Raw genomic sequence first — 26,254 nt, forward strand, 5'->3', positions numbered from 1 at the left:
GGATCATGCGCTATCTGTCGGCCACCTGCCAGCGCGGATTGATCCAGGGTTCCTGGTTGGACGGCGCAAGCGGCGTGCGGCCAAGAATGTGGTCGGACGCCTTCTCGCCGGTCATGATCGACGGGGCATTGAGATTGCCGTTGGTCACCCGCGGGAAAATCGAGGAGTCGGCGACGCGCAGGCCCTCGATGCCGATGACCCGGCATTCTGGATCGACGACGCTGGTCAGGTCGTCGGCGCGGCCCATCCTGCAGGTGCCGCAAGGATGGTAGGCGCTTTCAGCATGGTCGCGGATGAAGGCGTCGAGTTCGTCGTCGGTCTGCACGTGGCTGCCTGGCGAAATCTCTTTGCCGCGGAAACCGTCGAAAGCCTGCTGGCCAAAAATCTCGCGCGTCAGCCGGATGCAGTGGCGGAACTCGCTCCAATCGTCCGGATGCGACATGTAGTTGAAGCGGATCACTGGCTTCGCTCTCGGGTCGGGCGAGCGCAGGCTGACCGAGCCGCGCGACTTGGAGCGCATCGGCCCGACATGCGCCTGGAAGCCATGCGACTTCGCTGCCTTTTTGCCGTCATAGCGCACCGCAGCCGGGATGAAGTGGTACTGGATATCGGGATAGTCGACGCCGGCCTGCGAGCGCACGAAGGCGGCCGCCTCGAAATGGTTGGTCGCGCCGAGGCCGGTCTTGAAGAACAGCCACTGCGCGCCGATCATCGCCTTGGAGAACGGGTTGAGCACCGAATTCAACGTGATCGGCTTGGTCGCTTCCTGCTGGATGTAGAGCTCCAGATGGTCCTGCAGATTGCCGCCGACGCCCGCCCGGTCGGCAATCACCTTTATGCCGTTCTCCTGGAGATGCGCGCCCGGGCCGATGCCGGACAGCATCAGGATCTTCGGCGAATTGATCGACGATGCCGCAACGATCACCTCACGTCGCGCCTTAACGACCTGAATCTGTTTGTTAGCTTCGATTTCGACGCCGATGGCGCGTTGATTCTCGATCACCACACGTCGGGCGAAGCCCTTGACCAGACTCACATTCTTTCGCCTGAGCGCCGGCTTCAGATAGGCGTTGGCCGCCGACCAGCGGCGGCCGCCCAAAATGGTCTGCTCCATCGGGCCGAAGCCTTCCTGCTTCGATCCGTTATAGTCGTCGGTCAGCTCGAAACCGGCCTGGCGGCCGGCCTCCATGAAGGCGCCGTAGAGCGGGTTCTTGCGCGTGCCGCGCTGCACATGCAGCGGGCCGCTCTTGCCCCGCCAGCCGTCCTCGCCGCCGTTGGAATCCTCCATGCGCTTGAAATAGGGAAGCACGTCTGCAAAACCCCAGCCGACAGCGCCCTGTTCAGCCCAATGGTCGAAGTCGCGCGCATGGCCGCGCACATAGACCATGCCGTTGATCGAGGACGAGCCGCCGATCACCTTGCCGCGCGGCGTGGCGAGCACCCGGCCGCCGAGATGCGGCTCGGGCTCGCTGGCAAAACCCCAGTCATAGAGGCTCATGTTGAGCGGGATCGACAGCGCCGACGGCATCTGGATCAGCGGTCCGATATCCGTGCCGCCGAACTCGATGACGATCACCGAATGCCTGCTGTCTTCCGACAGCCGGTAGGCCATGGCCGAGCCGGCCGAGCCGGAGCCGATGATGACGAAATCCGCTTCAAGCATTGTTCATATGCGCCCATCGTTCATATGCGAGATGAAATCGGCGAGCGAGACATTGCCGCCGGTTGCCACTACGAGGACGGTTTTGCCCGCCACATCCACCTTGCCGCTCAGCAGTGCCGCCAGCGACGCCGCGCCGGACGGTTCGAACACCAGCTTCATCCGCTCGAAGGCGATCTTCATTGCCCGCCGCACCGCGGTATCGTCGACGGTCACGCCGCGAACGCCGGCTTCGCTGACCGCCGCGAAGGGCGCATCGCCGGGTTTGCGCGCCATCAACCCGTCGCAGATCGATTTCGGTCCGATCGGCATGGTCTCGATCGCGCCATGCGCCAGCGACGAGCCCATGCCGTTGAAGCCTTCAGGTTCGACGGCAATGATTTCCGTGTTCGGCGACAGATAGTGGAACGCGAGCGCGACGCCGCCGATCAGCCCGCCGCCGCCGACCGAGCAGAACACCAGATCGGCATGGGTCTTCTTCGCCGCCAACTGGTCGAGCGCTTCCAGCCCTGCGCCGGCCTGGCCGGCGACGATCTCGGGGTCGTCGAAGGGATGGAGCAAAGTGAGATGCTCGGTCTCGGCGATCTCGCGCGCCTTGGCGGCGGCTACTTCCTCACGGGCGCGATCGCCATGGTCGGTGAGCACGACGCGCGCGCCATAGCCGGCGGTGGCATCGCGCTTGGCGGCCGGCGCATCGATCGGCATGACGATGGTGACTGGAATGCCGAGCGCGTGGCCTGCGGCCGCGAGCCCCTGCGCGAAATTACCGGAAGAATAGGCGACGACGCCCTTCTTCGCCTCATCGGGCGACAGCCGTTTCAGCCGCCAATAGGCGCCGCGCACCTTGAAGGAGCCAGCCCATTGCAGCGATTCCGGCTTGACGAAAACGCGCGCGGCGCCGGTCTCCCTGGCAAGTGCCGTCGACTCTAGCAGCGGCGTCATCTGCGTCGCCGTCGAGGTCACGGCATAGGCCTGTTTCAGATGGTCGAGGGTGGGAACGAGAACGTCTGCCATCATTCGCCTCGCGGATACCTTTTGCTCTCTTCGAGATTGTCGAGGTTCATGTGATTGCGCATGTAGCGCTCCGAGGCCTTCTGCAGCGGCTGGAAGTCCCACGGGTAGTAGGCGCCGTTCCGCAGCGCCGGGTAGACGACCCAGCGGCGCGCCTGGCTTTCGCGGACCGCGGCGTCGAAGCCGGCCATGTCCCAGCGGGCCCGGACCTTCTCCTTGAACGCGGCAACCAAGGTAGCATTCGCGGGATCGCCGGCGAGGTTGTCGCGCTCGAGCGGGTCGGCTTCGAGGTCGAACAGTTGCGGCGCATCGAGCTCGCAATGGACGAACTTGTATTTGCCGTCGCGGATGGCGACCAGCGGCGCGTAGGAGCCTTCGGCCGCATATTCCATCAGCACCGGCGCGGTGCGCGCCTCGCCGCCCAGCAGCGGCAGCAGCGACTGGCCGTCGGTCCACGGTGCGATTGCCACGATGTCGATGCCGGCGAGGTCGCAGAGCGTCGGCGTCACGTCGAGATTGGAAACCGGCGCCTCGATGAGGCCGGCCGGCACGCCTTCGCCCGCGATCATCAGCGGCACGCGCGCCGAACCCTCGAAGAAGCTCATCTTGAACCACAGGCCGCGCTCGCCCAGCATGTCGCCGTGATCCGAGCAGAACAGGATGGTGGTGTCGTCGAGCATGCGGGTGCGCTTGAGGACGTCCAGAAGCTCTCCGAGCTTGTCGTCGACATAGGAAATGTTGGCGAAATAGCCGCGCCGGGAACGGCGCACCTGCTCGGGCGTGATCTCGAAGGCCTGATAGTCGCTGGCGCGATAGAGCCGCTGCGAGTGGGTGTCCTGCTCGTCATGCGGGATAAAGCCCGTCTCCGGGTCGAGCGCCTGGCAGTTCTCATAGAGATCCCAATACTGCTTACGCGCGACATAGGGGTCGTGCGGGTGGGATAGCGATACCGCAACGCACCAGGGCCGGCGGTTCGCATCGTCCTGCTCACGCGAAAGCTGGTAGAGCTTTTGCGAGGCCAGAAACACGACCTCGTCGTCATACTCCATCTGGTTGGTGGTCTCGGCGACGCCTGCGCCGGTGACCGAACCCAGATTGTGGTACCACCAGTCGATGCGCTCGCCGGGCTTGCGATAGTCCGGCGTCCAGCCGAAATCGGCGGGATAGATGTCGGTGGTCAGCCGCTCCTCGAAGCCATGCAACTGGTCCGGCCCGACGAAATGCATCTTGCCGGACAGGCAGGTGTAGTAGCCGGCGCCGCGCAGATGATGCGCGAAGGTCGGGATCGACGAGGCGAACTCGGCGGCGTTGTCATAGACCCCGGTGCGCGACGGCAGCTGGCCGCTCATGAAGGAGGCGCGGCCGGGCGCGCAGAGCGGCGAGGCGGTGTAGTTGTTGGCAAAGCGCGCCGAGCGAGCCGCAAGCGCCTTGAGGTGCGGCATGTGCAAGAAATCCGCCGGGCCATCAGGGAAAAGTGTGCCATTGAGCTGATCGACCATGACGATCAGGAAATTGGGTCGCCGAGTCGTCAAGGCAGGCTCCGTCCGTTGAGCTTGGTTTCGAGATAGTCTTCGATGAGCGCGATCGCGCTCTGCGCGTTAGGCACGCCGTCCTTCAGCGCGCGCCGGATGTAGAGCCCGTCGATCAGCGCCGCTGTCGCCTCCGCCACCCTGTCGGCCTCGGTTCTTGGCAGAATGCCGGTCAGCCCGCTCATCAGGTTGGAATTGAGCCGTCGCGCATAGACGCGAAGCAGGCGCCGCAAGGCCGAGGATTTCTGAGCCTCGACATAGAAGGCGAGCCACGCGGCTATTGTCTCGGGCTGAAACTGCTCGTCGGAGAAACTGACCGCGACCATGGCCGAAACGCGCTGGCGCGGCGTGGCGGCAAGGCGAAGCGCGCGCCTTGTATCGATGTTGAGTTCGGCAAGGATGTGCCGCATCGTCGCAAACAGCAGCTCGTCCTTGGCGCCGAAATAGTGGTGCGCGAGCGCTGAGGAAACGCCGGCGCGCCCGGCGATCTCCGACATGGTCACGTCCAACGAACCGCGCTCGCCGATCGCCGAGATCGTCGCGTCGATCAGCGCCTTTCGGCGCAGCGGTTCCATTCCGATTTTCGGCATATGGTAGATCCAGTTCCCGGTGAGATTATTTTTTATTGACGGATCAATCAATAAAAAATCGGCAGGGATCAACCGATCGTGTTGCTCTGGCCCATTCACTCGACTGGAAAACGGTTCACTGTTGAACAATATTGAGTCCGTGCCGCGGCAGGAACGTGCTAGGCTGCACGGCAAATGGAGGCTGTTATGACCGCATGCATCGTCGGGTGGGCGCATTCGCGCTTCGGCAAGCTCGAAGACGAGACGCTGGAGGGCCTGATCACCAAGGTCGCCGCCGAGGCGCTCGACCACGCCGGCATCGGTCCGGACGATGTCGACGAGATCGTGCTCGGCCATTTCAACGCCGGCTTCTCGCCGCAGGATTTCACCGCGAGCCTCGTTCTGCAGGCCGACGACCGGCTGCGCTTCAAGCCGGCGACGCGCGTGGAGAACGCCTGCGCCACCGGCTCGGCCGCCGTCAGGCAAGGCATCCGCGCCATAGACGCCAATGCCGCCCGCGTCGTGCTTGTGGTCGGCGCCGAGCAAATGACGACCACGCCAGGTCCCGAGATCGGCAAGAACCTGCTCAAGGCCTCCTATCTCCCCGAGGATGGCGAGACGCCGGCCGGCTTTGCCGGCGTCTTCGGCAAGATCGCGCAGGCCTATTTCCAGCGCTATGGCGACCAGTCCGATGCGCTCGCCATGATCGCGGCCAAGAACCACAAAAACGGCGTCGACAATCCTTATGCCCAGATGCGTAAGGATTTCGGCTACGAGTTTTGCCGTCAGGAGAGCGAGAAGAACCCGTTCGTTGCCGGTCCGCTGAAGCGCACCGATTGCTCGCTGGTCTCGGACGGCGCGGCGGCGCTCGTGCTCACCGATACTGCGACGGCACTTAGGATGCGCCGTGCGGTCACCTTCCGCGCCAATGAGCATGTCCAGGATTTCCTGCCGATGTCGAAGCGCGACATCCTTGCCTTCGAAGGCTGCGAGCGTGCCTGGGAGCAGGCGTTGAAGAAGGCCGGCGTCACCCTCGACGATCTATCCTTCGTCGAGACGCATGACTGCTTCACCATCGCCGAGCTGATCGAATATGAGGCGATGGGCCTGGCCAAGCCCGGCGAGGGCGCGAAGCTTGCGCTTGATGGCGCGACGGCGAAGGACGGCCGCCTGCCGGTCAATCCGTCGGGTGGGCTGAAGGCCAAGGGCCATCCAATCGGCGCCACCGGCGTGTCGATGCATGTGCTGACCGCCATGCAGCTCACCGGCGAAGCAGGCGGCATCCAGGTGCCGGGCGCAAAACTCGGCGGCATCTTCAACATGGGCGGCGCCGCCGTCGCCAACTACGTTTCCATCCTCGACCGGATCAGGTAGAAGCGGCCCGCATTAAAGCGCCGCGCCCCCTTGGGCGCGTGCGTGCGGGAGGCAGCATGTCCAATCCGGTTTTGGTAGAAGTTCTGCGTGGCGCGGTGGTCGAAAGCGCCCATCGCGGCGCCGTCAGCGTCTTCGACGCCGACGGCAAGGCTGTTTGGGAGATCGGCGACACGGAACGCCCTGTGTTCCCGCGCTCGGCCGTGAAGGCGATCCAGGCGCTGCCGCTGGTCGAATCGGGTGCTGCCGATGCCTATGGCTTCGGTGACCGTGAATTGGCTCTGGCCTGCGCCTCGCACTCCGGCGAGCCGGCGCATGTCGAACTGGCGCAAGCAATGCTCGCCAAGGCAGGCCTCGACAAGACGGCGCTCGAATGCGGCGCGCACTGGCCATCCAGTCACGATGCGACGATCGCGCTGGCGCGCGGCGGCGGCACGCCAAACGCACTGCACAACAATTGTTCCGGCAAGCATTCTGGCTTCCTCTGCACCTGCGTTCACTCGGGCATCGAGCATCGCGGCTACGTCACGGCTGGCCATGCGCTGCAGGACATGGTGCGGGACGTCATGCAGTCCGTGACCGGCGCCGCCCATGACGTCGGCCATTGCGCCACCGACGGCTGCTCGATCCCGACTTACGCCGTCCCGCTGAAGAGTTTTGCTCAAGGCTTTGCCCGTATGGCGACGGGCAGGGGCTTTGCGCCCGAACGCGCCAAGGCGGCGACGCGGCTGCTCTCGGCCTGCATGGCCGAGCCATTCCTGGTGTCCGGCAACGGCAAGGCCGACCTCGCGCTGATGCAGGCCGCCCCCGGCCGTATCTTCGTCAAGACCGGCGCCGAGGGTGTCTACTGCGCGGCATTGCCCGAGCTCGGCCTCGGCATCGCGTTGAAATGCGATGACGGCGCCGGCAGAGGAGCCGAGACGATGATCGCGGCGGTGCTGGCAAAACTGCTGCGCGGCGACGAAGCTCTCACCGCGAAGCTCACCGAGCTCGCCCATCCGGCGGTAGAAAGCCGCATCGGCGCGAAGGTCGGTTCGCTGCGGCCGACGGCGGCTCTGAACTAGCTGACTTTGTTTCGCTCGACGCTGAGATGCGCGTAGCCGCTATCGGTTGATCGGGCGAGATCGCCGGTCACCGGGTCGGCCCAGCGCTGGCCGATGATGGCGCCGTTCTGTACGCCGTCGATGACATTGTCAGAGATGACGGCGCTGCCGGAGCCTTCGACGACGCTGACGACGATGCCGGTGCCTGCCTTGCGGATGACGTTTCCCGTCGCCACGACATTGCGCAGATAAGGTCCCCAGCCGAGCTGCATGCCGTAGAGCGGCGCGTTCTCGACGACATTGCCTGAAACCGTGGTGTCGGCCTCGGCGCTGATGCCGACGCCGAAGCCTGGCGGATCGGCGGTATAAGGGCCGACCGTCGAAAGGTTGCGCACGATGTTGTTCGAGCACACGGCCATGCGGCCGCCTTCGTTGAAGTTGACGATCGAAATGCCGTTGGCGGCGCCGTCGACCAGATTGTTGCTGAGAATCGCGCCTTCGAAGGAGAACTCGGAGTAGATTCCCGTCTCGCCGGAGCGCGCGCAGGTGTTGCCGGTGATCTGCAGGTTGCTGGAGCTGTTGGCGCGGATCGCCGAGAAGGCGCAGTCCGAGACGACGTTGCTCGAAATGATGACATTGCCGGCGCGGAAGGCGTTGATGCCGTTGCCGTTCTGGCCGGTGCCGCCGCTCCTCGCGCCGACGCGTTGCACGCGGTTGCCGCTGACGATGGTGCCGTCCTCGGCAGCCTGCCAGCGATGCACCAGAATGCCGCCATTGGCGCAGTCGGACACCGTGTTGCCCGAAATCTCCAGTCCGCCGGCCTCGACCGAATAGATGCCGGCGTCCGCGGCACCGGAAATGTCGGAGCGGCCGACGCGGCCGGCGACATGTTCCAGCGCCAGCCCGTTCTTGCCGCTGCCGGTGACCTGGCAATTGTCGATGGCGAGATGAGCGACGCGGCGCAGATCGAGCAATCCTTGCGTATAGTCTGCCAGCCAGCGGTTGCTGCCGTCGAGCACCAGTCCGCTGAGCTCGATATGATCGGCCTGTTCGGCCATCATAAGATGGCCGTTGCCGCCATAGACGATGCGGGTTGCTCCGGGCACGCCCGACAGGCGCACCCGCGCCGGCAGCTTCAGGTTGGAGACGAGATAGGTGCCGGGCGGCAGGAACACCGGTGCGTCGCGGTCGCTGGCCTCGGTAAGCATCTTGGCGAAGGTCTTGCTCTGGTCGTCCAGCGCGCCGGGCTGCACGCCGATCTCGATGGCGTTGATCGAGCCGCGCATCGTGGCCTTCTCGATGCCGGGCAGCATTTTCGCCGATGCCTTGCCGGCAAAGAGCCCGGCAACGGCGAGGCCTGCGGTCTGGGCAAGCAGCGTTCGTCTGTTCAACATCGGCACAGGTCCTGGCGTTTACCTGGCCCGTCGCAGGATTCATGCCAAGGCTGACTTGTCGGCAAATCGCTTGTGCAGTTGCCGCGCCAGGCCTAAGTTCATTGAATGAGCAGAGCTTTCACGCGCGAAGAAGACAGCGAAAATGCCATCGCCGGCGTCGGCGAACGGCCGATCAGCTCGCACCGCAATCTGGTGACCGAGCGCGGCCTGGCGATGATCGAGGAGAACCTCGCCGAGCTGCGCGACTTGATGGCCAAGGCCGAAAGGCGCGGCGACCGCGAGCGCCTTGCTGTCGTGTCGCGCGACCTGCGCTACTGGACCGCGCGGCGCGAGAGCGCCGAGCTTTCCGTGCCGGAGCCGGGAAGCGATGTGGTGCGCTTCGGCATGGGCGTCACGTTGGAAAACGATGACGGCAAAAAGGTGCATTGGCGGATTGTCGGTGAGGACGAAGCAGACCCGGCAAAGGGCAGCATTTCCCATGTCTCGCCAATGGCGCTCGCGCTGTTCGGCAAGAAGGTCGGCGAGGTCGTCACCGTCAATGGTAAGGAATGGGAGATCGTCAAGCTCTCGGACAAGGCCGAGAACTAGCCTTCGAGCTTGACGGTATGGTCGCGGAAGAATGCCGCGGCGCCTGCCTCGTCGATTTCACCCGCGGCAACGCCCATAACGAATTCGTAGACCGTGCCGTTATCGGCTGTAAGGTCGTAGCCGTTGATGAACAGGAAGGCACCGGCAGCGACCATCGCCGTACGCTTGTTCCCGTCCACAAAGGCATGGTTCCTGGCAATGCCGAAAATGTAGGCCGCTGCTAAATCCTCGATCGACGGATCGCCATAGTTAGCCTTGTTCTCGGCGCGGGCAAGCGCGGATTCGAGGGCGTTTTCATCCCTCAAACCCTGGGCGCCGCCATGTCGGCGCAACTGCTCGGCATGCATCGCTTCCTCGGCGCGACGCGACAGGAACTGCCAGCTCATTCGGCGAGCTTCTGAAGCGCGACCTTGTACTTGTCCATGATCTTGCGAGCGGCTTCCATCTGCCGCTCGAAGCTGTCGTCCACAGGCTCAAGGGCAATGCCCTTGTCCGTTTCGACAATCTGAAGCTGGTCGCCGGCTTTGATGTTCAGCCGATCGAGAATTTCCTTCGGCAGGATCACACCTTCCGAATTGCCGATCTTGCGAATGGTGGTGTTCATGACGGATTATCTTGTTGCAACGCTGATTATAACGTGCAACGCCGGACGTTACAACAAGAATTATAACGACGCTTACCCAGCCGCCAGCAGCCGATCCATCAGCCGATCCGCCGCCTGCGGGATCACCGTGCCCGGCGGGAAGATCTCGGCAGCCCCCGCCTTCAGCACCGCGTCATAGTCCTGCGGCGGGATGACGCCACCGGCGACGATCAGCATGTCGCCATGGCCGAGTTTCTTCAGCGCTTCCTTGAGCTCGGGGATCAGCGTCAGATGCCCGGCCGCGAGCGACGACGCGCCGATGATGTCGACATCGTGCTGCACCGCCAGCTTGGCGATCTCGTCCGGCGTCTGGAACATCGGACCGACGGTGACGTCGAAGCCGATATCGGCAAAGGCGCTGGCGATCACCTTCTGGCCCCGGTCGTGGCCGTCCTGTCCCATCTTGGCGACCAGGATGCGCGGCTTGGCGCCGGACTTCTTCTCGAACGCTTCGATCTTTTCCTTGAGCCGGTCGACCGCCGGATTGTCGCCAAGCGCGTCGCGATAGACGCCGGAGATGGTCTGCACCGTGGCCGCATGGCGGCCGAACACCTTCTCCAGCGCCAGCGAGATCTCGCCGACCGTGGCATTGGCGCGCGCGGCGCGGATCGCGAATTCGAGCAGGTTCTCGCCGCTTTCGGCAGCGCTGGTGAGCGCGGCCAGCGCATCCTCGAGTGCCGCGACGTCGCGTGTGCCCTTCAGCCGCTGGAGCTTCGCCAACTGCCTGGCCTTCACCTCGGCATTGTCGATCTTGAGCACATCGACTTCGATATCGGCTTCCGGGCGGTGCGCGTTGACGCCGACCAGCACCTGCTCGCCGGAATCGATGCGCGCCTGGGTGCGCGCGGCCGCTTCCTCGATGCGCAGCTTCGGAATGCCTTTCTCGATTGCCGCCGCCATGCCGCCGAGGTTTTCGACCTCCTCGATATGGGCGAGCGCGCGGGCCGCCAGATCGTGCGTCAGGCGCTCGACATAGGCCGAGCCGCCCCACGGGTCGATCATGCGGGTGGTGCCGGATTCCTTCTGCAGGATGAGCTGCGTGTTGCGGGCAATGCGGGCCGAATGGTCGGTCGGCAGCGCCATCGCCTCGTCGAAGGAATTGGTGTGCAGCGACTGCGTGTGCCCCTGCGTCGCCGCCATCGCCTCGATCATCGTGCGGGTGATGTTGTTGTAGGGGTCCTGCGCCGTCAGCGACCAGCCGGACGTCTGGCAATGGGTGCGCAGCGACAGCGAGCGCTCGTCCTTCGGCGCAAAATTCTTCTTCATCAGGCTCGACCACAAAAGCCGCGCGGCCCTGAGCTTGGCGACCTCCATGAAGAAGTTCATGCCGATCGCCCAGAAGAAGGAGAGGCGGGGGGCGAAGCGGTCGATGTCGAGCCCGGCGGCGACGCCGGCGCGCGCATATTCGATGCCGTCGGCGATCGTGTAGGCGAGTTCGAGGTCGGCCGTCGCACCCGCTTCCTGCATGTGATAGCCGGAGATCGAGATCGAGTTGAACTTCGGCATGTGCCGCGAAGTGTAGGCAAAAATATCCGACACGATCCGTATCGATGGCTTCGGCGGATAGATGTAGGTGTTGCGGACCATGAACTCCTTCAGGATGTCGTTCTGAATGGTTCCCGCCAGGTCCTTCTCGGCGACGCCCTGCTCCTCCGCCGCCACGATGTATAACGCCATGATCGGCAGCACGGCGCCATTCATCGTCATCGACACCGTCATTTCGTTGAGCGGGATGCCGTCGAACAGCTGGCGCATGTCGAGGATGGAATCGATCGCCACGCCCGCCATGCCGACATCGCCGGCGACGCGCGGATGGTCGCTGTCATAGCCGCGATGGGTGGCGAGGTCGAAGGCGACCGACAGGCCCTTCTGCCCGGCGGCGAGGTTGCGCCGGTAGAAGGCGTTGGATTCCTCGGCCGTCGAGAAGCCGGCATATTGCCGGATCGTCCAGGGCTGCTGGACATACATGGTCGGGTAGGGGCCGCGCACGAAAGGCGGCAGACCGGGATAGGTATCGAGGTTGGCCAGCCCCTTGAGGTCGCCTTGGCCGTAGAGATGCTTGACCGCGATGCCTTCCGGCGTCATCCGCTGGCCCTTGAGCTCGACCGGCGCGCGGCGCGGCGCCGACCAGCCGATCTTGCTGAAATCCGGGATCATGATCCGGCTCCGATCGACTGGTCGATGCGCACCGGAAACAGCGGCTCGCACACGGCGACGCCTTCCGTCAGCGCCGGCCGGCGCTCGGCCGTCAATGTCTCGACCGGGCGTTCGCCAGTGGTGCGGTAAAGGGTCGTGCCGATGATGCCGCGTTCGCCTGCCCTGTAGGCTGCATTGCGCTTCGCGGCGGCGGTCTGCACCCGGTTCTGGATGTAGCCCTGCTGCAGGCTGTTGAGCACCCCGCCTTCGGCCTCGATGCGCTGGAACTCTTCCCAGGCCGCCGCGCAAAGCTCGTCGGTCAGCGCCTCGACCGCGCCGGAGCCGCTGGCCGGATCGGCGACATGATGGAGATGGCTTTCATGCGCCATGATCAGCTGCGCATTGCGGGCGACGCGGCGCGCGAAACCGGCGGGCAACCCATGCGCGAGGGTGTGTGGCAGGATCGAGACCGAATCGGCGCCGCCGGCGGCTGCGGCAAAGGCGGCGATCGCGGTGCGCAGGATGTTGGTTTCCGGGTCGGCAACCGTCATCATGCGATAGGAGGTCTCGGCGTGGACGTTTGCCGTCGAGCCGGGGATCGAGCAAGCTTCCTGGATCCGCGCCCAGAGTTTGCGCAACGCCCGCACCTTGGCGATCGACAGGAACTGGTCCTGGTCGACGCTGAGCGCGAAGCCGATATAGGGCGCGGCATAGACCAGCGGCTGTCGCGCCTTCTCGAACATCCTGAGATAGGAGACGGCGGACGCCATCATCGTGCCGAGCTCCTGCGCCTCGGTGGCGCCGGCATTGTGGAAGACGCGGCCATCGGCTTCGAGCAGCGCGCCCGGCACACCCATTGAGAAGAAATGCGCCAGCGACTGCGGCATCGATTCCTGCAGCGCCTCGATCGAGGTGCGCAGCCGTCCGGTGCCGGCGAAGATCGCCGCCGGGTCGATGCCGAAGGAAAGGTTGAGCTTCGTCGGATCAGAGCGGCGTTTGCTCAAGAAAGCGAGCAGCCAGTCGGCCACGGCGCGGCTCCAGGGATGCGCGTCGATGCGCACCTGCACGCGGTTGAGCGGCACGCCGTCGAGCACCGTTTCCAGCGCCTCCGCCGTTCTGGGCAGGCCGTAGCCGAAGGCGTTAGGCGCGCCCTCGAAAACCAGCGACAGGCCGGTCGCGCCCTGCGCTATATCCTCCAGCGCCTGGGCGCTGGCGCGGCCGATGTCGGGATCGTCGACGCGCTGGCTGACGATCCATGGCGACTTCGGATTGGTACGCACCAGCGGCTCGGCGGTCGTCGAGCGTTCGCTGAGCGGCTCGATGCGGATGCCGTCATCGGTATGCGAAACGAGCTTCTCCTCGAAGGAGCCGCCGGCAAGCGCTTTTTCCGCCAGCGCTAGCCAGCGCTTGGCGTCCGGGTTCGGAAGGTCCCTGGTCAAGGCGCCGGCTCCCATCGCACTCCTCGTCTCTTGCCGCATCGGCCACCAGTCTAAAGCATGTCTCCCGAAAGTGGGAACCGGTTTCGGGAAAAAGACATGCGTAAAATCAAAAACCTAAAGCGCACGAGCGAATCTGAAAGATCGCGACGCGCTTTAAGGTCCTCGGACGGATATCACAATGCGACATCCGCCGCGGTCGCCTCGGCGGCCGCTAACCGATTGCCAAACATGCTCAAAATCCGCAAGCTTCGAAAGCTCGATTTCGATGGTGGCCCAAATTCGACAGGTCCCAAATTCGGTTGTGGGCATTGTCGCCCGGCGATAGCGTTACTATACCTCGGATGAGGCTCGGGCGCTTTTTGACCGAGCAGTTTGCGGAGACCGACATATGGCTGACGACACCAGCATCTTCATCGGCGCCAGCCGCAAGCCCGACGATTCCTACCAGCGCGCCGAGGAACTGCTGCTGCGCTACGGCAATCGCCACGGATTGATCACCGGCGCCACCGGCACCGGCAAGACGGTCAGCCTGCAGGTCCTTGCCGAGGGCTTTTCCAACGCCGGCGTGCCGGTCTTCTGCGCCGATATCAAGGGCGACCTTTCCGGCATCGCCATGATGGGCGAGGCCAAGGATTTCCTGGTCAAGCGCGCCGAGCAGGTGAAGCTCGATCCCTACCAGTTCCAGGAATTCCCGGTCATCTTCTGGGACCTGTTCGGCGAGCAGGGCCATCCGATCCGCGCCACCATCTCGGAAATGGGGCCGCTGCTCATGTCGCGGCTGATGAACCTCACGGAAGCGCAGGAAGGTGTGATGAACATCGCCTTCCGCATCGCCGACGAAGAGGGCCTGCTGCTGCTCGATCTCAAGGATCTGCAGGCGCTGCTCGCCAACATGGCCGATCGCGCCGACCAGCTCAGCGCCCGCTATGGCAATGTCACCAAACCGTCCGTCGGCGCCATCCAGCGCACGCTCCTGGTGCTGGAGAGCCAAGGCGCCGCGAACTTCTTCGGCGAGCCGGCACTGCGCATCGCCGATCTGATGCGCACCACCCGCGACGGCCGCGGCGCGGTCAGCGTTTTGGCCGCCGACAAGCTGATGATGAATCCCAGGCTCTACGCCACTTTCCTGCTCTGGCTGATGTCGGAGCTGTTCGAGGAATTGCCCGAGGTCGGCGATCTTGAGCGTCCGAAGCTGGTCTTCTTCTTCGACGAGGCGCATCTTTTGTTCGAGGACGCGCCGAAGGTGTTGATCGACCGTGTCGAGCAGGTGGTGCGGCTGATCCGCTCCAAGGGCGTCGGCGTCTTTTTCGTCACCCAGAACCCGCTCGACATTCCGGAGAAGGTGCTGGCGCAGCTTGGCAACCGCGTCCAGCACGCGCTGCGCGCCTACACGCCGCGCGAGCAGCAGGCGGTGCGGACCGCAGCCGAGACCTTCCGGCCCAATCCGGATTTCGATTGCGCCACCGCCATCACCCAGCTCGCCACCGGCGAGGCGCTGGTCTCGATGCTTGAGGACAAGGGCGTGCCGGCCATGGTCCAGCGCACCTTGATCCGGCCGCCATCCTCGCGGCTCGGCCCGATCACCCCGGACGAGCGCCGCAAGATCATCGCCGAGAGTCCCGTCGCCGGCCAGTACGATCAGGCGGTCGATCGCGAGTCGGCCTTCGAGATGCTGCAGAAGAAAACCAAGGAAGCGCAGGATGCCGAAGCGCAGGCGCAACAGGCGGGCAGCGGCGGCTCGCGCTGGACAATTCCTGGCTTCGACGATGTTTTGGGAACGTCAGGACGGCGCTCTTCCAACCGCCAGACGGTAGCCGAGGCCGCGATCAAGTCGGTGGTGCGCTCGGTCGGCTCCTCCGTCGGCCGCGCCATCGTGCGCGGCATCCTGGGCAGCCTGGCCAGAGGCCGGTAGGAGTATCGGAGCCAAGCGGGCCTTGCCCTAAAGCATGTCTCCCGAAAGTGGGAACCGGTTTCGGGAAAAAGACATGCGTAAAATCAAAAACCTAAAGCGCACGGAGCGAATCTGAAAGATCGCGACGCGCTTTAGTCGCCGCCGGGCCGCGCCGCCGCCGGGATTACGGCTTGACCCAGGAACCGGCACTTTCATCACCGGTGCCGATGAAGACCTCCGACTTCGGATCGATGACCGGGGCGGGAACGATCTCCATTGTCGCCGGCTGCGTGGCAGGGCGAGCGGGAATCGCGGCGGCCTGCGCCGGCGTGGCGGAGGTCGCCGGGATGAATGACCTGATCGTCGTGACCGAGCCCAACACGGTCAGGATCGTCGCCATCGTCATTAGGTGTCGCTTCGTCATTGAAACCTCCTTTTATGAAGCGATGACGATGACGTTGCGGCGCTGCAGAACGATTTCACCTTCGCGAAATCGCGTTACATCCGTAATGCGATGCAACGGGGCATGGGCAAGTCGTCAGCGTCTGCGCGCTGCGCGAGAAGCGCATCGCGCCGGCGATCGTGCGCGGCGGCCTGGCACGGCCGGTAAGAAGCGCCGTCGCACTGAACCTCAGGGCTGCCTCCAGCTCCCAAGCTCAGCCGACCTCAATGTTCATTCGGCGATGAGCCGCTCGCGCCCCGCGAGCGAGTTCAGCGCCTTGTCGCCCAGTTCCCGTGCGACGAGGTTGACCAGCCCTTCGCGGAAAACGACATAGGCGCGCTCGCCGCGGTGCGTGAATCTGTATGGAACTGCATCGCGTCAGAGGTTGTCCTCGTTACCTCGCGACGATCAAATCTTACCCCATGACAACCAAACCGCATCAGCGGCTTCTAAACTTTTCGCGAGGGAACTTTTTCCCGGCGGAACCGCAATTTCGTGAAATACCGGCCGCCTCAAATCATGGCCTTTGACGTGCTGTTGCCGGGGGGCAAATGCGATAACGCCGACACCATGCGATCACGAACCATTGCGGCCAGGGAACCGAAAGCACCCTCTAAGGTTGAGCCAAGGCCACGAGGGGCTGAGCGTCAGGAGTTCGAATTGCGGCGCGACAACGATCTGCCGGCCTGGGTTTCGGAAATCCCTGCTGAGAGACGGCCCTTGCTCAACGCCAAAGGCGGGCTGTCGATCAGCAGTACTCGGCTGGTGCAGCAATTCTTGAGCAAGAATTTTTCGCGAAAGCTTTCGCTCGCGGAGATGGCGGCCGTGTGCGACCTGTCCCCCTATCATTTCGTCCGGGCCTTCTCCAAGACGTTCGGGGTATCGCCGCATCAGTATGTCCTCAACCTTCGCCTGGACTTTGCCGAGAAGCTGCTTGCCGACAGGCGTATGTCGATCACCGACATTGCCGATTTGAGCGGGTTCTCGAGCCAGAGCCACTTCACCACCACGATGAAGAGGTATCGCAACGTCACGCCCTTGCAGGTGCGGGCGAAGCAGGTTCGATCGCGGACTAGTGAGTAAGGCGATGCTTAATTGCCCAATTTATCGGCAGGTTTATTTATGGGTCGGCTTATAAAAGGTATTCCTAAAGTAATTTTGCGTTAACCTCCAGAAGATCTGCTGTATTTTTTCAGATAAACAGCAATTTGTTGAAATACGCGATTCTGAAAACATGTCCTTCTGCAGCAGGTCCGGCTATTCCGGATTCTGAGCGGGCTGAGGGGACATGAGCGACGATACGGCCATCGGCCGCAGCCTTTCCGAGGAAATCGGCTACTGGCTGGAGTCGGCATCCAGGACGCTCGAGAAACGCTATGGAAATGGGGTGCCGCTCGCCAAGCAGGATGTCCTGCTTGCTCACTATCTCTACGGCCTCACCGCCGTGGTTCACGCGGGCGATGCGCCTGCCGCTCATCTGGCGGCTTTGCGGTCCTATCTCGGCCGGCTCATTCCGGACGAACGGGTCGCGAGGGCGCTCCAGTCTGTGCCAGAAGAGGGGGACTCCTGGCTTGAAAACACGCTCGATCGCGTCGAGGCGATCGGTGAAAAGCAGGGCCATGCGCTTCTCGCGCGCGGCGCCGACGTCATTCCCTTTTCAAGCAGACACGCATCGGCGGCAGGGTCGGCGGAACCTGTCATCGAGCGCGACCCACCAAAGGAGGCACTCCCGCAATGAACTTCAGGCAAGGACGAACCATCCGGCTCGGAGCGGCCCGCTTCGCTGAAAACTGGGTTTCCGGCGCTGCCGGCAGCCGCTCGCTCCGTCGCCGCCTCATGGCGGCGCTGCGCAACGCGCATCGCGTGGTCGGCATGCGCCGAAAAGATCTGGGGCTTGGCGCGCTCGGGGCCGGCAACATCCTTGCGGCGGCGCTTGGTGCGATTGCATTCGCGGGCATCTCCACGCCAGCATTGGCACAGTTTGTCGGCGGCGGCGGCACGGCAAACGGGGTGCGCGGTATCGCGATCGGATCTGGAGCCGTGCAAAACGGAGCCGATTCCATTGCTGAGGGCACCAATGCCAACGCGGGCAACCAGAACGCCGTAGCGATCGGGTTCCAGTCGCTCGCGACCCAGATCAACTCCGTCTATCTTGGTTCGCGTACCGCTGCAGGAACGGGAGCGCTGGCTCAGAGCGCGATCGGCATCGGCACGGACGTGACGGCATCCCAGGTCGACGCCATCGCGATAGGACGTCAATCGCTTTCGTCGGCACAATACTCAGTGGCGCTCGGCCTGAATGCGAAAGCCACAGGTGCCGGCGGCGCGCTGGCGCTGGGCTCCGGCACAATCTCAAGCAATGTCAATACGGTCGCGCTCGGCGTTCAGGCCAGTGCCACCGGAGCCGGCGCCAGCGCGCTAGGCACCTTCGCCCAGGCTACGGGGGGGAACGCCACTGCTGTCGGTGTCAGTTCCAGTGCCACCAACAACTATGCGTTCGCGGGGGGCTGGGCGTCTGTCGCCAGTGGGGACAGTGCCCTTGCCCTCGGCAAGCAAGCCGCTGCATCGGCGATTAACTCGGTCGCCGTCGGCTCCAGCACGGTTGCTTCGGGGAGTTTCGGGGTCGCCGTGGGTAACCAGGCGCAGGCGCTCGCTACCGGTGGTGCTGTTGCGATAGGCTCGGGTGCTATCGTTGCCAGCACCGCGACCTCAGGCGTCGCGCTCGGCAACAACGCAAATTCTAGTGGTGTTTTATCGATTGCTGCGGGCTTTGGTGCCAACGCCAGCGGCGACAATTCCACTGCCATGGGACGCCAGGCCGTCGCCAGTGGCACAAACGCCTCCTCATTCGGGTCTGGAACGAATGCGGCAGGAGACAATTCTCTCGCTGCCGGCGTCAGTGCCAGCTCGGCCGGCGCGCAGTCGGTGGCGCTCGGCAACCAGGCTAATGCGCAGTCAGGGGCAGCAGTCGCGATAGGCGCCGGGGCGACTGCCTCCGGCGGCGTCCCCGGCGCCGGGGCCATCGCCATGGGCATCGGCGCCCAAGCCGTCGCCACGGGCAGCGGTTCACCGACCGCCATCGGCGCGTTCGCCAACGCGAGCGGCGCTTCGGGCACGGCGCTTCCCGGCGGCTTCACATCATTCGAGGCGACCGCGATTGGCAATAGCGCGGTCGCCACGGGGCAAGGTGGCACGGCTCTCGGCGTCGCGAGCCAAGCAACGGGCATCTGGTCCACGGCCCTCGGCCTGAGCAGCACCGCGTCGGGCGATCACGCGACCGCGGTCGGTGTGCTGGCCAGTGCGACGGCCGCCGACGCCATCGCCATGGGCACGAACGCCAAGGCCGATTCCGCCGAGGCGGTCGCCATGGGCACCAATGCGGTGGCGACCGGCGGCAAGGCGGTTTCGATCGGCTCGAACAACACCGCGTATGGTGACGGCGCGGTCGCGATCGGCGATCCGAGCTACGCCAGCGGCACGGGCGCGGTCGTCAGCGGCGCCAACAACATCGCGAACAGCGACGGCACGGCGAGCGCCACCGCCGCGAATCAAGCCGCCGGCGCCGTCGCGATCGGCAACAACAACAAGGCGATCGGGCAGGGCTCCGTGGCGCTGGGCAATGGCTCCACCGCGGGTGCGGCCGGCTTCGTCGGCAACGTCGCGCTGGGCAATGGCGCGACGGCGACGGCAAGCTCCGGCGATGTCGCGCTGGGCTCGGGCTCGGTCACTGACGTGGCCGTCGGCACCGGCGGCACGACGATCGGCGGCACGGCCTACACCTTCGCCGGAACGACGCCGACCTCGACCGTCAGCATTGGCGCGCCAGGTGCTGAGCGGACCCTTACCAACCTCGCGGCAGGCCGGCTCAGCAACGCCTCGACCGACGCCGTCAACGGCTCGCAGCTCTTCGCCACCAATCAGCAGGTGACGCAGAACACCACCGACATCGCCAACATCGGAAACACTGTCACCAACATCAACAGCGGCGCGGGCATCAAGTATTTCCACGCCAATTCGGCGCTGGCGGATTCCCAGGCGATCGGCACCGATTCGGTCGCAATCGGCCCGAACGCGGTGGCCAACAACGCAGGCGACGTGGCGATTGGCCTGAACGCCGTGTCCGGCACCACGACCGCGGTTGGCGGCACGACGATCGGCGGCGTGAGCTACACCTTCGCTGGCGGGACGCCGGCCGGTGCCTTCTCGGTCGGCTCGGTCGGCGCGGAGCGCCAGATCCAGAATGTCGCGGCCGGGCAGTTGAACGGCTCGTCGTCCGACGCGGTGAACGGCTCGCAGCTCTTCGCCACCAACCAGCAGGTGACGCAGAACACGACCGATATCGCCGCCAACACCGCCGACATCACCACTCTCGGCAACACGATCAACAATTTTGCCGGCGACACATCGACAGTCTACACCGACGCCAATGGCGACGGCATTCGCTACGTGCGCACCAATGACACCACGCTGCCGGTCACCGATGCCTTCGCGCAAGGGGTAGGCTCCTCCGCGCTCGGCTACCAGGCAACGGCGTCCGCCGGCGATTCGCTGGCGCTCGGCCGGGGCACGCAGGCCACGATCCTTGGCGGCGTTGCGCTCGGCGCCGGCTCGGTCTCGGATCGCGCGGTAGCACCGGTATCGGGATCGATCCTCTCCGGCACCGGCCTCATTCCTTACAACACCACGGACATGACGCTTCTCGGCGCCGTCTCGGTGGGCACCTCCACCGCCTACCGCCAGATCATCAACGTGGCCGACGGCACGCAGGATCAGGACGCCGTCACGCTTCGCCAGTTGAAGGGCGCGCTGAGCTCCTTCGCGGTGACTGGGACCATGTACTTCCATGCCAATTCGACGGCTTCGGACTCCCTTGCGGTCGGCGCCGAATCGGTCGCGATCGGTCCGCGCACCACCGTCAACGGCGACAACGGCATCGGCATGGGCAACGGCGCCATCGTCCAGCAGACGGCGCCGGGCGGCATCGCGATCGGCCAGAACGCGACCGTCAACCAGGCCGACAGCATCGCCTTCGGCACGAACTCGACCGCCAACGGCGCCCAGTCCATGGCGCTCGGCGCCGGCGCCACGGCCAACGAGCCGGGCAGCGTCGCGCTCGGCGCCGGCTCGACGACGGCTGCGGCCGTCGCCACCACGGGCACGACGATCAACGGCGTCGCCTACACGTTTGCCGGAACGACTCCGACGAGCACTGTGAGCGTCGGCAGCGCCGGCAACGAGCGCACCGTCACCAATGTCGCGGCGGGCCGGATCAGCGACACCTCGACGGACGCCATCAACGGCAGCCAGCTCTATGCGACCAACCAGGCCGTCGAAGCCATGCAGGGGAGTGTCGGCGATCTCAACGAGTTCGCGATCCAGTATGACAAGAATGGGGACGGCTCGAAGTCGAACTCGGTGACGCTTGTCGGCGGCGACGTGAATGCGCCTGTCGTCATCCACAATGTCGGCGCCGGCACCGCCGACACCGATGCTGTCAATGTCAAGCAGCTGACCGACGGGCTGGCACTCAACCTGACGGACTCGAAGACCTATACCAATCAGGTGGCGGCCACGACGCTCCAGCAGGCCAATGCCTATGCCGACTCCAAGCTCTCCCAGCTCAACATGGACATGGGCGAGGTTCGGGGCGAGGCGCGTCAGGCGGCCGCGATCGGCCTGGCGGCCGCTTCGCTGCGCTACGACGACCGTCCGGGCAAGCTCAGCGTCGCGGCCGGCGGCGGCTATTGGCGCGGCGAAGGGGCCGTGGCGTTCGGCGCCGGCTACACCAGCGAGGACGGCAGAGCCCGGGCAAACGTATCCGGCACGACGGCGGGTGGACACTGGGGCGTTGGCGCAGGCGTCAGCTTTACCATCAACTGAGTCCGTTCATGACCAGGTACGCGGTCTCTGCCGTCGCGATGTCCTTGACCTGCCTGCTCCTGTCCGGCCCGCGTGCGGCCGGGCAGGAGGCGGTCCCTTCCGCCTATCGGATAAAGCCTTCGGACGTCGCTGTGCCGGCGGACGTAAAGCTTGGCCAATATCAACGGACCACGCGTCCATTCGAGAACTGGACGCTGATCTGCGATGAGAACCTGCAGGCCAGGAAGAAAGTGTGCAACATCAGCCAGTCCTTCATCGACCAGAGCCAGGCGCTGATCTTCAGCTGGTCGCTGGCGGCCGACGAGAAGGGCAAGCCCTTCATGATATTGCGAACCCCCAGCCAGACTGGCGCGGGCGGCAAGCTTTCGCTGAAATTTGCCGGCCGCAAACAGCCGGTGGACGTTCAACTGCAGGGCTGCGACGCGTCGGTCTGCGTCGGCTATGTGCCCGTGGGTCCCGTGCTGCGCGAGCAGATCGGCAAAGAGACCACCGTCCAGGTTTCCTATTCCCTGCCGTCGGGAGCGACCGTCAGTCTCGATGCTCCGTTCAAGGGGCTCAAGACCGCGCTGTCGGCCATCAACTAGAAAGACTTGAGAGATGACACGCCAATCCATCGAGGACAGAATCCTGACGCGCTCCCAGCCCGTTCCGCTGCCGGAGCCGCCGGCAAGCCCGCCGCCGAGGCGTTCGTCCATCGGTCGGCTGGTACGAAACACCGCGCTGCTCGGCGCGTTCGCCGTGCTGGTCGCGGCGGCGGTCGTCCTCTCGTTCCGCTTCTCACCCGCGCTCGGGACGCTCGTCGCGGGCACGGCCTCGGCACAGGCGCAAGCGCCTGCCGCCCAAGGTAAGCCCGCGGAAGCCAAGCCCGCCGAGACCAAGCCCGCGCCAGCGGATGGCGCGGCGAGCAAGAACCCGTTTCAGGCGCATGTGAGCCAGGCAGGCGTCCGCACCTGCGCCAATCTCTTTGCCACGCTCGGACAGGCTCTGACCGCGGGATCGACCTATGCGGTGCAGACGCAGTGGGACAACACCTCGCCCGATACGCACGCCGTGCAGGCAGTCGCCGGGATGAGCTACGACCTGCCGGACTATAAGACGCAGGCAGCCGGCGTCGTCTTTGCCTCGCCTGTCGGCCAGAACTGCGAGGGCGGCTTCGTGCGGGTGGCGCCTTTCCAGAAGTCTTGCCAGGAAGTCGCCGGAACGCTCCCGAAGGGCAGCGTACTGGCGGACAATCTTTCGAACATGATGCTCTTCAACCTGGCCAACAATGGCGGCCAGGCCCTTTTGGTCCCCACCGGCAACACCTGCATCGTGGTCTCGGTCGCTCGCATGGGCGGCTAGAGCCGCGGTGGATTGTCGAATAGCTACAACCTGGAGCACGAAAATGCTGATCAATCACCGCCTTTCGTTTCCGCTGCTTGCTGCCTTGGTTGGGCTTACGATTGCGGGCCATGCGGCGGACCTGATGGCGCCGCAGCCGACGCCGACAGGCGAGGAAAAGGGCATCTGGGGCGCGATCGCCTATTCGCCGGGCGACGGTCGGCACGGCTTCTTCTGGGGCGCGGACAAGCGACAGGAAGCGGAGGACATCGCGCTCAAGCATTGCGAGAATGCCGACGGCGCCGGCTGCAGGGTGGTCGAGGTGTTCCGAAACCATCGCCATTGGGACGATGATGATGGCACCGGCTTTCCCTATGAGCATTGCGCGGCCCTATCGGTCGGCAAGAGCCGTGGCGCGGCAACCCCGTTCTGGGGTGCCGCGTCGGCCGTGACCCGCCGGGAAGCGGAGGACAAGGCCACGGCGCAATGCGGAGGCGAGGGGAAGGAGTGCAAGATCCGCGAATGGGTCTGCACCTGACAACGGACGCCCATCGGCCCCGGCAGATCCGTCTGAGGGGATCGTTCAAGGCAGCCGCTCTCGCGCCTGCGACTGCCGCGCTTGATCCGCGCTCCAGGCGCTGATCGCCTGGACGGCGCCCAGCCACAGCAAAGGCACGATTTCGATGACCACCCGATGCTCCACCAGACGCCCGAACAGCACGGTGGACAAGAGAAACGGTATGCCGAACCACAGCAGTGTCCGTTTCAGCACCGGGTCGAGATACCGGTGCAGCAGCAGAATGGGCAGGTAAAGACCGGCGCCGAAGCGGGCGAGATAGGTCAACAGATAGAGGGGATTGGTGAACAGCCAAAGATTATCCGTCAGATGGATCTCGTAGTTGGTCCCCGGGATGCTGGCATAGGGATTGGGCAGCCCCGGAACGAACCATTTGATGGCAGCCTGGATCACGACGAAAATGATGACTTGTGCCGCCAGCGCCGTCGCAAGCGTGCGGCGCTCCAGCACACCCCAGCACGCTGCAACGAAGGCCGGCAGCATGAACATGGTGGTCTCGCGGTTCACGGTGGCAAGCGCGAACAGGCCGAGATAGGCCATCAACCTGCCCGTTTCGGGCGCCTGGACGAAGCGTGCGAGACAGAGCACGAGCGCCAGCGTGAAGACTGCCGCCGGCAGGTCGTACACATAGCGGAAGAACGGCACCGTCTGCCATTTGCCCAATTCGAGAACGCCGCCGTCGATGCCCAATACCGAGTGCACTTCCAGGTCGGGCACGATCAGATGCAGCGCAACCGGGACCGTGATCGTCAGGGCCAGAATTCCGCTGACGATATCCGACGTCTCGATGCGGAAGACCCGCAGAGTATTGCGTGCCACGACGACCAGCAGCATCCAGGCGGCGACTTCGGCCGCGGCGAACAAGAGATCCACATCGAACCAGGGAGTGACGCGCATGATCGCGTGGACGATCAGCGGCAGCAGCACTCGGCCCTGAAATGGCGCCGCCGCGATAAAGTCGGCCATTAGGGCCGGACTGGCGATCCACCAGACGGTCGTCGAAGCATAGTGGAAGGTGGTGAGCAGGACCGCGTAGCACAGCAACGCCACGAACCACGCCAGCCGCATAACGCGGGTACTGGTGCCGATCGACGCGTTTGTTGAGACTGCCAGGACCACGGGCACCTCCGGGGTTTGTCGATTGTTTGGCCCGCCACAGGAAATCAGCCCGATTTTCACCAACCCCTATCGCGAGGGTGAGTTCAATCACTCATCCGGACCAAGAGTCGCATTCTGTGAGGGAGGAGCGGCCTGACCTCTGTGTACGTCCGTCTGTGGAAAAAATAACGTACGATAATCAATGTGTTAATTAAAAAATCGCTTGAGATCCAAGTTGGCGATGCTTTCATTCGACGCTGTCGCAATTCCGCCATGTGATCACAATAGGTAACAGTCCGACTTGGGTTGTGATAACAAAAGGGGCGTTGCGTGGGGCGGGTTTTTTGGCTCGTTTTCTTGAATCTGTCGTGTCTGGGCATTTTATTAAATCTTCCTCCAACTGATCCGCGTGGCTCCACGCTCGCGGCGTCTGCCGCGCCGATTCAGCCGCCGGCTACGTCGCCGGACGAGGCCTCGAAAGCTCCTGCTGCAGTCGGTTCGGCCAAAGAGGACGTCATGCCTTTGCGCGTGCTCGGCACCGAAATGATGAATCAGGTCACCGGCAAGAATTCCCGGAACGATACGGCTGCACGCTGGGGCGTCTACGGGACCGACCTCGGTCACATGTTCTGGCACCGGGACCGCCTCTATATGGTCTTCGGCGACACCTTCGGGGCAGGTGGTTTTGGCGGCAAGAATTGGCGCAGCAACGTGATGGCCCGGATTGCCGATACGGATCCGCGTCATGGGTTTCCGTTCGAATCCATGATCACCGGGCCGGACGGCGCGGCGAAAGAGCTGATCCGCTCCCGCAAGATCGACGGCGACGAGAAGACCGTCATCCCGACCCAGGGCATCTCGCTTGGGGGGCGCATCTATCTCCACTACATGTCGGTCAGGCATTGGGGCCTGACGGGCGGCAACTGGACGGTCGGCCATTCGGGCCTCGCCTATTCCGATGACGACGGGCAGACATGGGCGGCGCCGGCGGGGGCTACATGGCGCGAGGCCTGTGGTTTCGAGCAGGTTGCTTTCATCATGGCGAAAGACGGCTTTCTCTACAGCTTCGGCATACCTGAAGGGCGCTTCGGCGGGGTGCGGCTGCGCCGGGTAGGGCGTGAGCATATCCTGACGCCCGATGCCTACGAATACTGGGACGGCACGAAGTGGGAGGCCGATCCGAAAACCGCGGCCGTCGTCGTGCCCGCGCCAGCGGGTGAGCTCTCCGTCGCCTGGAGCGAGCCCCACCACCGTTGGCTGATGATGTATCTCGATGAAACCCGGCGAGCCGTGGTGCTGCGCACCGCCACAACGCTGACAGGCCCTTGGAGCGACGCCCAGGCGGTGGTGACGGCGGATCAATATCCGGGCCTCTATGCGCCCTACATCGTGCCGGGAACGGAGATCGACGGCGATCTGTACTACACGATGTCCCAATGGGGGCCCTATAACGTCTTCCTGATGCATACGAGCCTCGAGCCGGCCGCCCCGGCTGTGGTCTCGGACGACGGTCCGGTCGCGCCGGTGGGCGCCCCGGTGACGCCGGTCAGTTCCGCGAACTGACCGGCCGGCCCGCTCCTTGTGGACTTTGCGCGCGATGCCGACAGTGCGGCGGTAAGGTTCCTGGCCGCGTGACCTTCTTCGCACGGCCGGGAGTGAAGTC

The 26,254-nt window shown here is 64.5% G+C and carries 22 protein-coding genes; 11 read left to right on the forward strand and 11 right to left on the reverse strand.

Features of this window, described 5'->3' with window-relative positions:
• Positions 1-10: 10 nt before the first annotated feature.
• Genes betA through betI form a run of 4 tightly spaced genes read right to left on the reverse strand, consistent with a single transcriptional unit; the run spans position 11 to position 4,790 of the window.
• Positions 11-1,663 (reverse strand): choline dehydrogenase, encoded by a 1,653-nt coding sequence (gene betA, locus RFM40_RS07715; RefSeq protein ID WP_320225574.1) that lies wholly within the window; start codon positions 1,661-1,663, stop codon positions 11-13.
• Between the two features lie 3 nt (positions 1,664-1,666).
• Positions 1,667-2,677: a threonine/serine dehydratase family protein gene (locus RFM40_RS07720; protein WP_320225573.1), complete on the reverse strand. Its 1,011-nt coding sequence runs from the start codon at positions 2,675-2,677 to the stop codon at positions 1,667-1,669.
• Positions 2,674-4,203, reverse strand: coding sequence for a choline-sulfatase (gene betC, locus RFM40_RS07725; protein ID WP_320225572.1), 1,530 nt, complete (start codon positions 4,201-4,203; stop codon positions 2,674-2,676). The genes RFM40_RS07720 and betC overlap by 4 nt, the downstream gene beginning before the upstream one ends.
• A complete protein-coding gene (betI, locus tag RFM40_RS07730; protein WP_320225571.1) occupies positions 4,200-4,790 on the reverse strand; it encodes a transcriptional regulator BetI in 591 nt (196 codons plus the stop codon). The genes betC and betI overlap by 4 nt, the downstream gene beginning before the upstream one ends.
• Before the next feature lie 186 nt (positions 4,791-4,976).
• Between betI and RFM40_RS07735 the strand changes: the two genes are divergently transcribed.
• The gene (locus tag RFM40_RS07735; RefSeq protein ID WP_320225570.1) at positions 4,977-6,143 is read left to right on the forward strand and encodes an acetyl-CoA acetyltransferase; all 1,167 of its coding nucleotides are present in this window, start codon (positions 4,977-4,979) and stop codon (positions 6,141-6,143) included.
• 56 nt (positions 6,144-6,199) lie between these two features.
• Complete coding sequence (locus RFM40_RS07740) at positions 6,200-7,204, forward strand: asparaginase (protein ID WP_320225569.1); 1,005 nt, start codon at positions 6,200-6,202, stop codon at positions 7,202-7,204.
• Here RFM40_RS07740 and RFM40_RS07745 read toward each other — a convergent pair.
• Positions 7,201-8,577 carry a TIGR03808 family TAT-translocated repetitive protein gene (locus RFM40_RS07745; RefSeq protein WP_320225568.1) on the reverse strand — a complete coding sequence of 459 codons (1,377 nt, stop codon included), beginning with the start codon at positions 8,575-8,577 and terminating at the stop codon, positions 7,201-7,203. The genes RFM40_RS07740 and RFM40_RS07745 overlap by 4 nt on opposite strands.
• Before the next feature lie 105 nt (positions 8,578-8,682).
• Between RFM40_RS07745 and greA the strand changes: the two genes are divergently transcribed.
• Entirely contained in the window at positions 8,683-9,165 is a 483-nt protein-coding gene (gene greA / locus RFM40_RS07750; protein ID WP_320225567.1) for a transcription elongation factor GreA, read from the forward strand.
• On the opposite strand, the gene RFM40_RS07755 is transcribed toward greA, so the two are convergent.
• The 4 genes from RFM40_RS07755 to RFM40_RS07770 all read right to left on the reverse strand — a co-directional run bounded on the left by RFM40_RS07755 (position 9,162) and on the right by RFM40_RS07770 (position 13,398).
• Positions 9,162-9,551 carry a type II toxin-antitoxin system death-on-curing family toxin gene (locus tag RFM40_RS07755; protein WP_320225566.1) on the reverse strand — a complete coding sequence of 130 codons (390 nt, stop codon included), beginning with the start codon at positions 9,549-9,551 and terminating at the stop codon, positions 9,162-9,164. The genes greA and RFM40_RS07755 overlap by 4 nt on opposite strands.
• The gene (locus tag RFM40_RS07760; RefSeq protein WP_320220084.1) at positions 9,548-9,769 is read right to left on the reverse strand and encodes an AbrB/MazE/SpoVT family DNA-binding domain-containing protein; all 222 of its coding nucleotides are present in this window, start codon (positions 9,767-9,769) and stop codon (positions 9,548-9,550) included. Before RFM40_RS07760 ends, RFM40_RS07755 begins: the two co-directional genes overlap by 4 nt.
• A 72-nt stretch (positions 9,770-9,841) precedes the next feature.
• The gene (gene scpA, locus RFM40_RS07765) at positions 9,842-11,965 is read right to left on the reverse strand and encodes a methylmalonyl-CoA mutase (RefSeq protein WP_320225565.1); all 2,124 of its coding nucleotides are present in this window, start codon (positions 11,963-11,965) and stop codon (positions 9,842-9,844) included.
• Positions 11,962-13,398 carry a methylmalonyl-CoA mutase subunit beta gene (locus tag RFM40_RS07770; protein ID WP_320225564.1) on the reverse strand — a complete coding sequence of 479 codons (1,437 nt, stop codon included), beginning with the start codon at positions 13,396-13,398 and terminating at the stop codon, positions 11,962-11,964. The genes scpA and RFM40_RS07770 overlap by 4 nt, the downstream gene beginning before the upstream one ends.
• A gap of 373 nt (positions 13,399-13,771) precedes the next feature.
• On the opposite strand from RFM40_RS07770, the gene RFM40_RS07775 reads away from it, so the two are divergent.
• Positions 13,772-15,295, forward strand: a complete 1,524-nt coding sequence (locus RFM40_RS07775) for a helicase HerA-like C-terminal domain-containing protein (RefSeq protein ID WP_320225563.1) — start codon at positions 13,772-13,774, stop codon at positions 15,293-15,295.
• 163 nt (positions 15,296-15,458) lie between these two features.
• On the opposite strand, the gene RFM40_RS07780 is transcribed toward RFM40_RS07775, so the two are convergent.
• A complete protein-coding gene (locus tag RFM40_RS07780; RefSeq protein ID WP_320225562.1) occupies positions 15,459-15,698 on the reverse strand; it encodes a hypothetical protein in 240 nt (79 codons plus the stop codon).
• Positions 15,699-16,211: 513 nt separating this feature from the next.
• Between RFM40_RS07780 and RFM40_RS07785 the strand changes: the two genes are divergently transcribed.
• The 6 genes from RFM40_RS07785 (at position 16,212) to RFM40_RS07810 (ending at position 23,454) form a co-directional block, all read left to right on the forward strand.
• Positions 16,212-16,799 (forward strand): helix-turn-helix transcriptional regulator, encoded by a 588-nt coding sequence (locus RFM40_RS07785; protein ID WP_320225561.1) that lies wholly within the window; start codon positions 16,212-16,214, stop codon positions 16,797-16,799.
• A gap of 205 nt (positions 16,800-17,004) precedes the next feature.
• Positions 17,005-17,454 carry a hypothetical protein gene (locus tag RFM40_RS07790; protein WP_320220075.1) on the forward strand — a complete coding sequence of 150 codons (450 nt, stop codon included), beginning with the start codon at positions 17,005-17,007 and terminating at the stop codon, positions 17,452-17,454.
• Positions 17,451-21,596 (forward strand): YadA-like family protein, encoded by a 4,146-nt coding sequence (locus tag RFM40_RS07795; protein ID WP_320225560.1) that lies wholly within the window; start codon positions 17,451-17,453, stop codon positions 21,594-21,596. The genes RFM40_RS07790 and RFM40_RS07795 overlap by 4 nt, the downstream gene beginning before the upstream one ends.
• An 8-nt stretch (positions 21,597-21,604) precedes the next feature.
• Positions 21,605-22,180, forward strand: coding sequence for an invasion associated locus B family protein (locus RFM40_RS07800; RefSeq protein WP_320225559.1), 576 nt, complete (start codon positions 21,605-21,607; stop codon positions 22,178-22,180).
• Positions 22,181-22,193: 13 nt separating this feature from the next.
• Positions 22,194-22,937, forward strand: a complete 744-nt coding sequence (locus RFM40_RS07805) for a hypothetical protein (protein ID WP_320225558.1) — start codon at positions 22,194-22,196, stop codon at positions 22,935-22,937.
• Positions 22,938-22,980: 43 nt separating this feature from the next.
• The gene (locus tag RFM40_RS07810; RefSeq protein ID WP_430691650.1) at positions 22,981-23,454 is read left to right on the forward strand and encodes a DUF4189 domain-containing protein; all 474 of its coding nucleotides are present in this window, start codon (positions 22,981-22,983) and stop codon (positions 23,452-23,454) included.
• 45 nt (positions 23,455-23,499) lie between these two features.
• Here RFM40_RS07810 and RFM40_RS07815 read toward each other — a convergent pair whose 3' ends face one another.
• On the reverse strand, positions 23,500-24,672 hold the full coding sequence (locus tag RFM40_RS07815; RefSeq protein ID WP_320225557.1) for a hypothetical protein: 1,173 nt from the start codon (positions 24,670-24,672) through the stop codon (positions 23,500-23,502).
• Between the two features lie 435 nt (positions 24,673-25,107).
• Here RFM40_RS07815 and RFM40_RS07820 point away from each other — a divergent pair, with 435 nt between their 5' ends.
• Positions 25,108-26,154, forward strand: a complete 1,047-nt coding sequence (locus RFM40_RS07820; protein ID WP_320225556.1) for a glycoside hydrolase family 183 protein — start codon at positions 25,108-25,110, stop codon at positions 26,152-26,154.
• Positions 26,155-26,254 lie beyond the last annotated feature (100 nt).

Source organism: Mesorhizobium captivum (genome assembly GCF_033977165.1).
Lineage (GTDB): Bacteria > Pseudomonadota > Alphaproteobacteria > Rhizobiales > Rhizobiaceae > Mesorhizobium > Mesorhizobium captivum.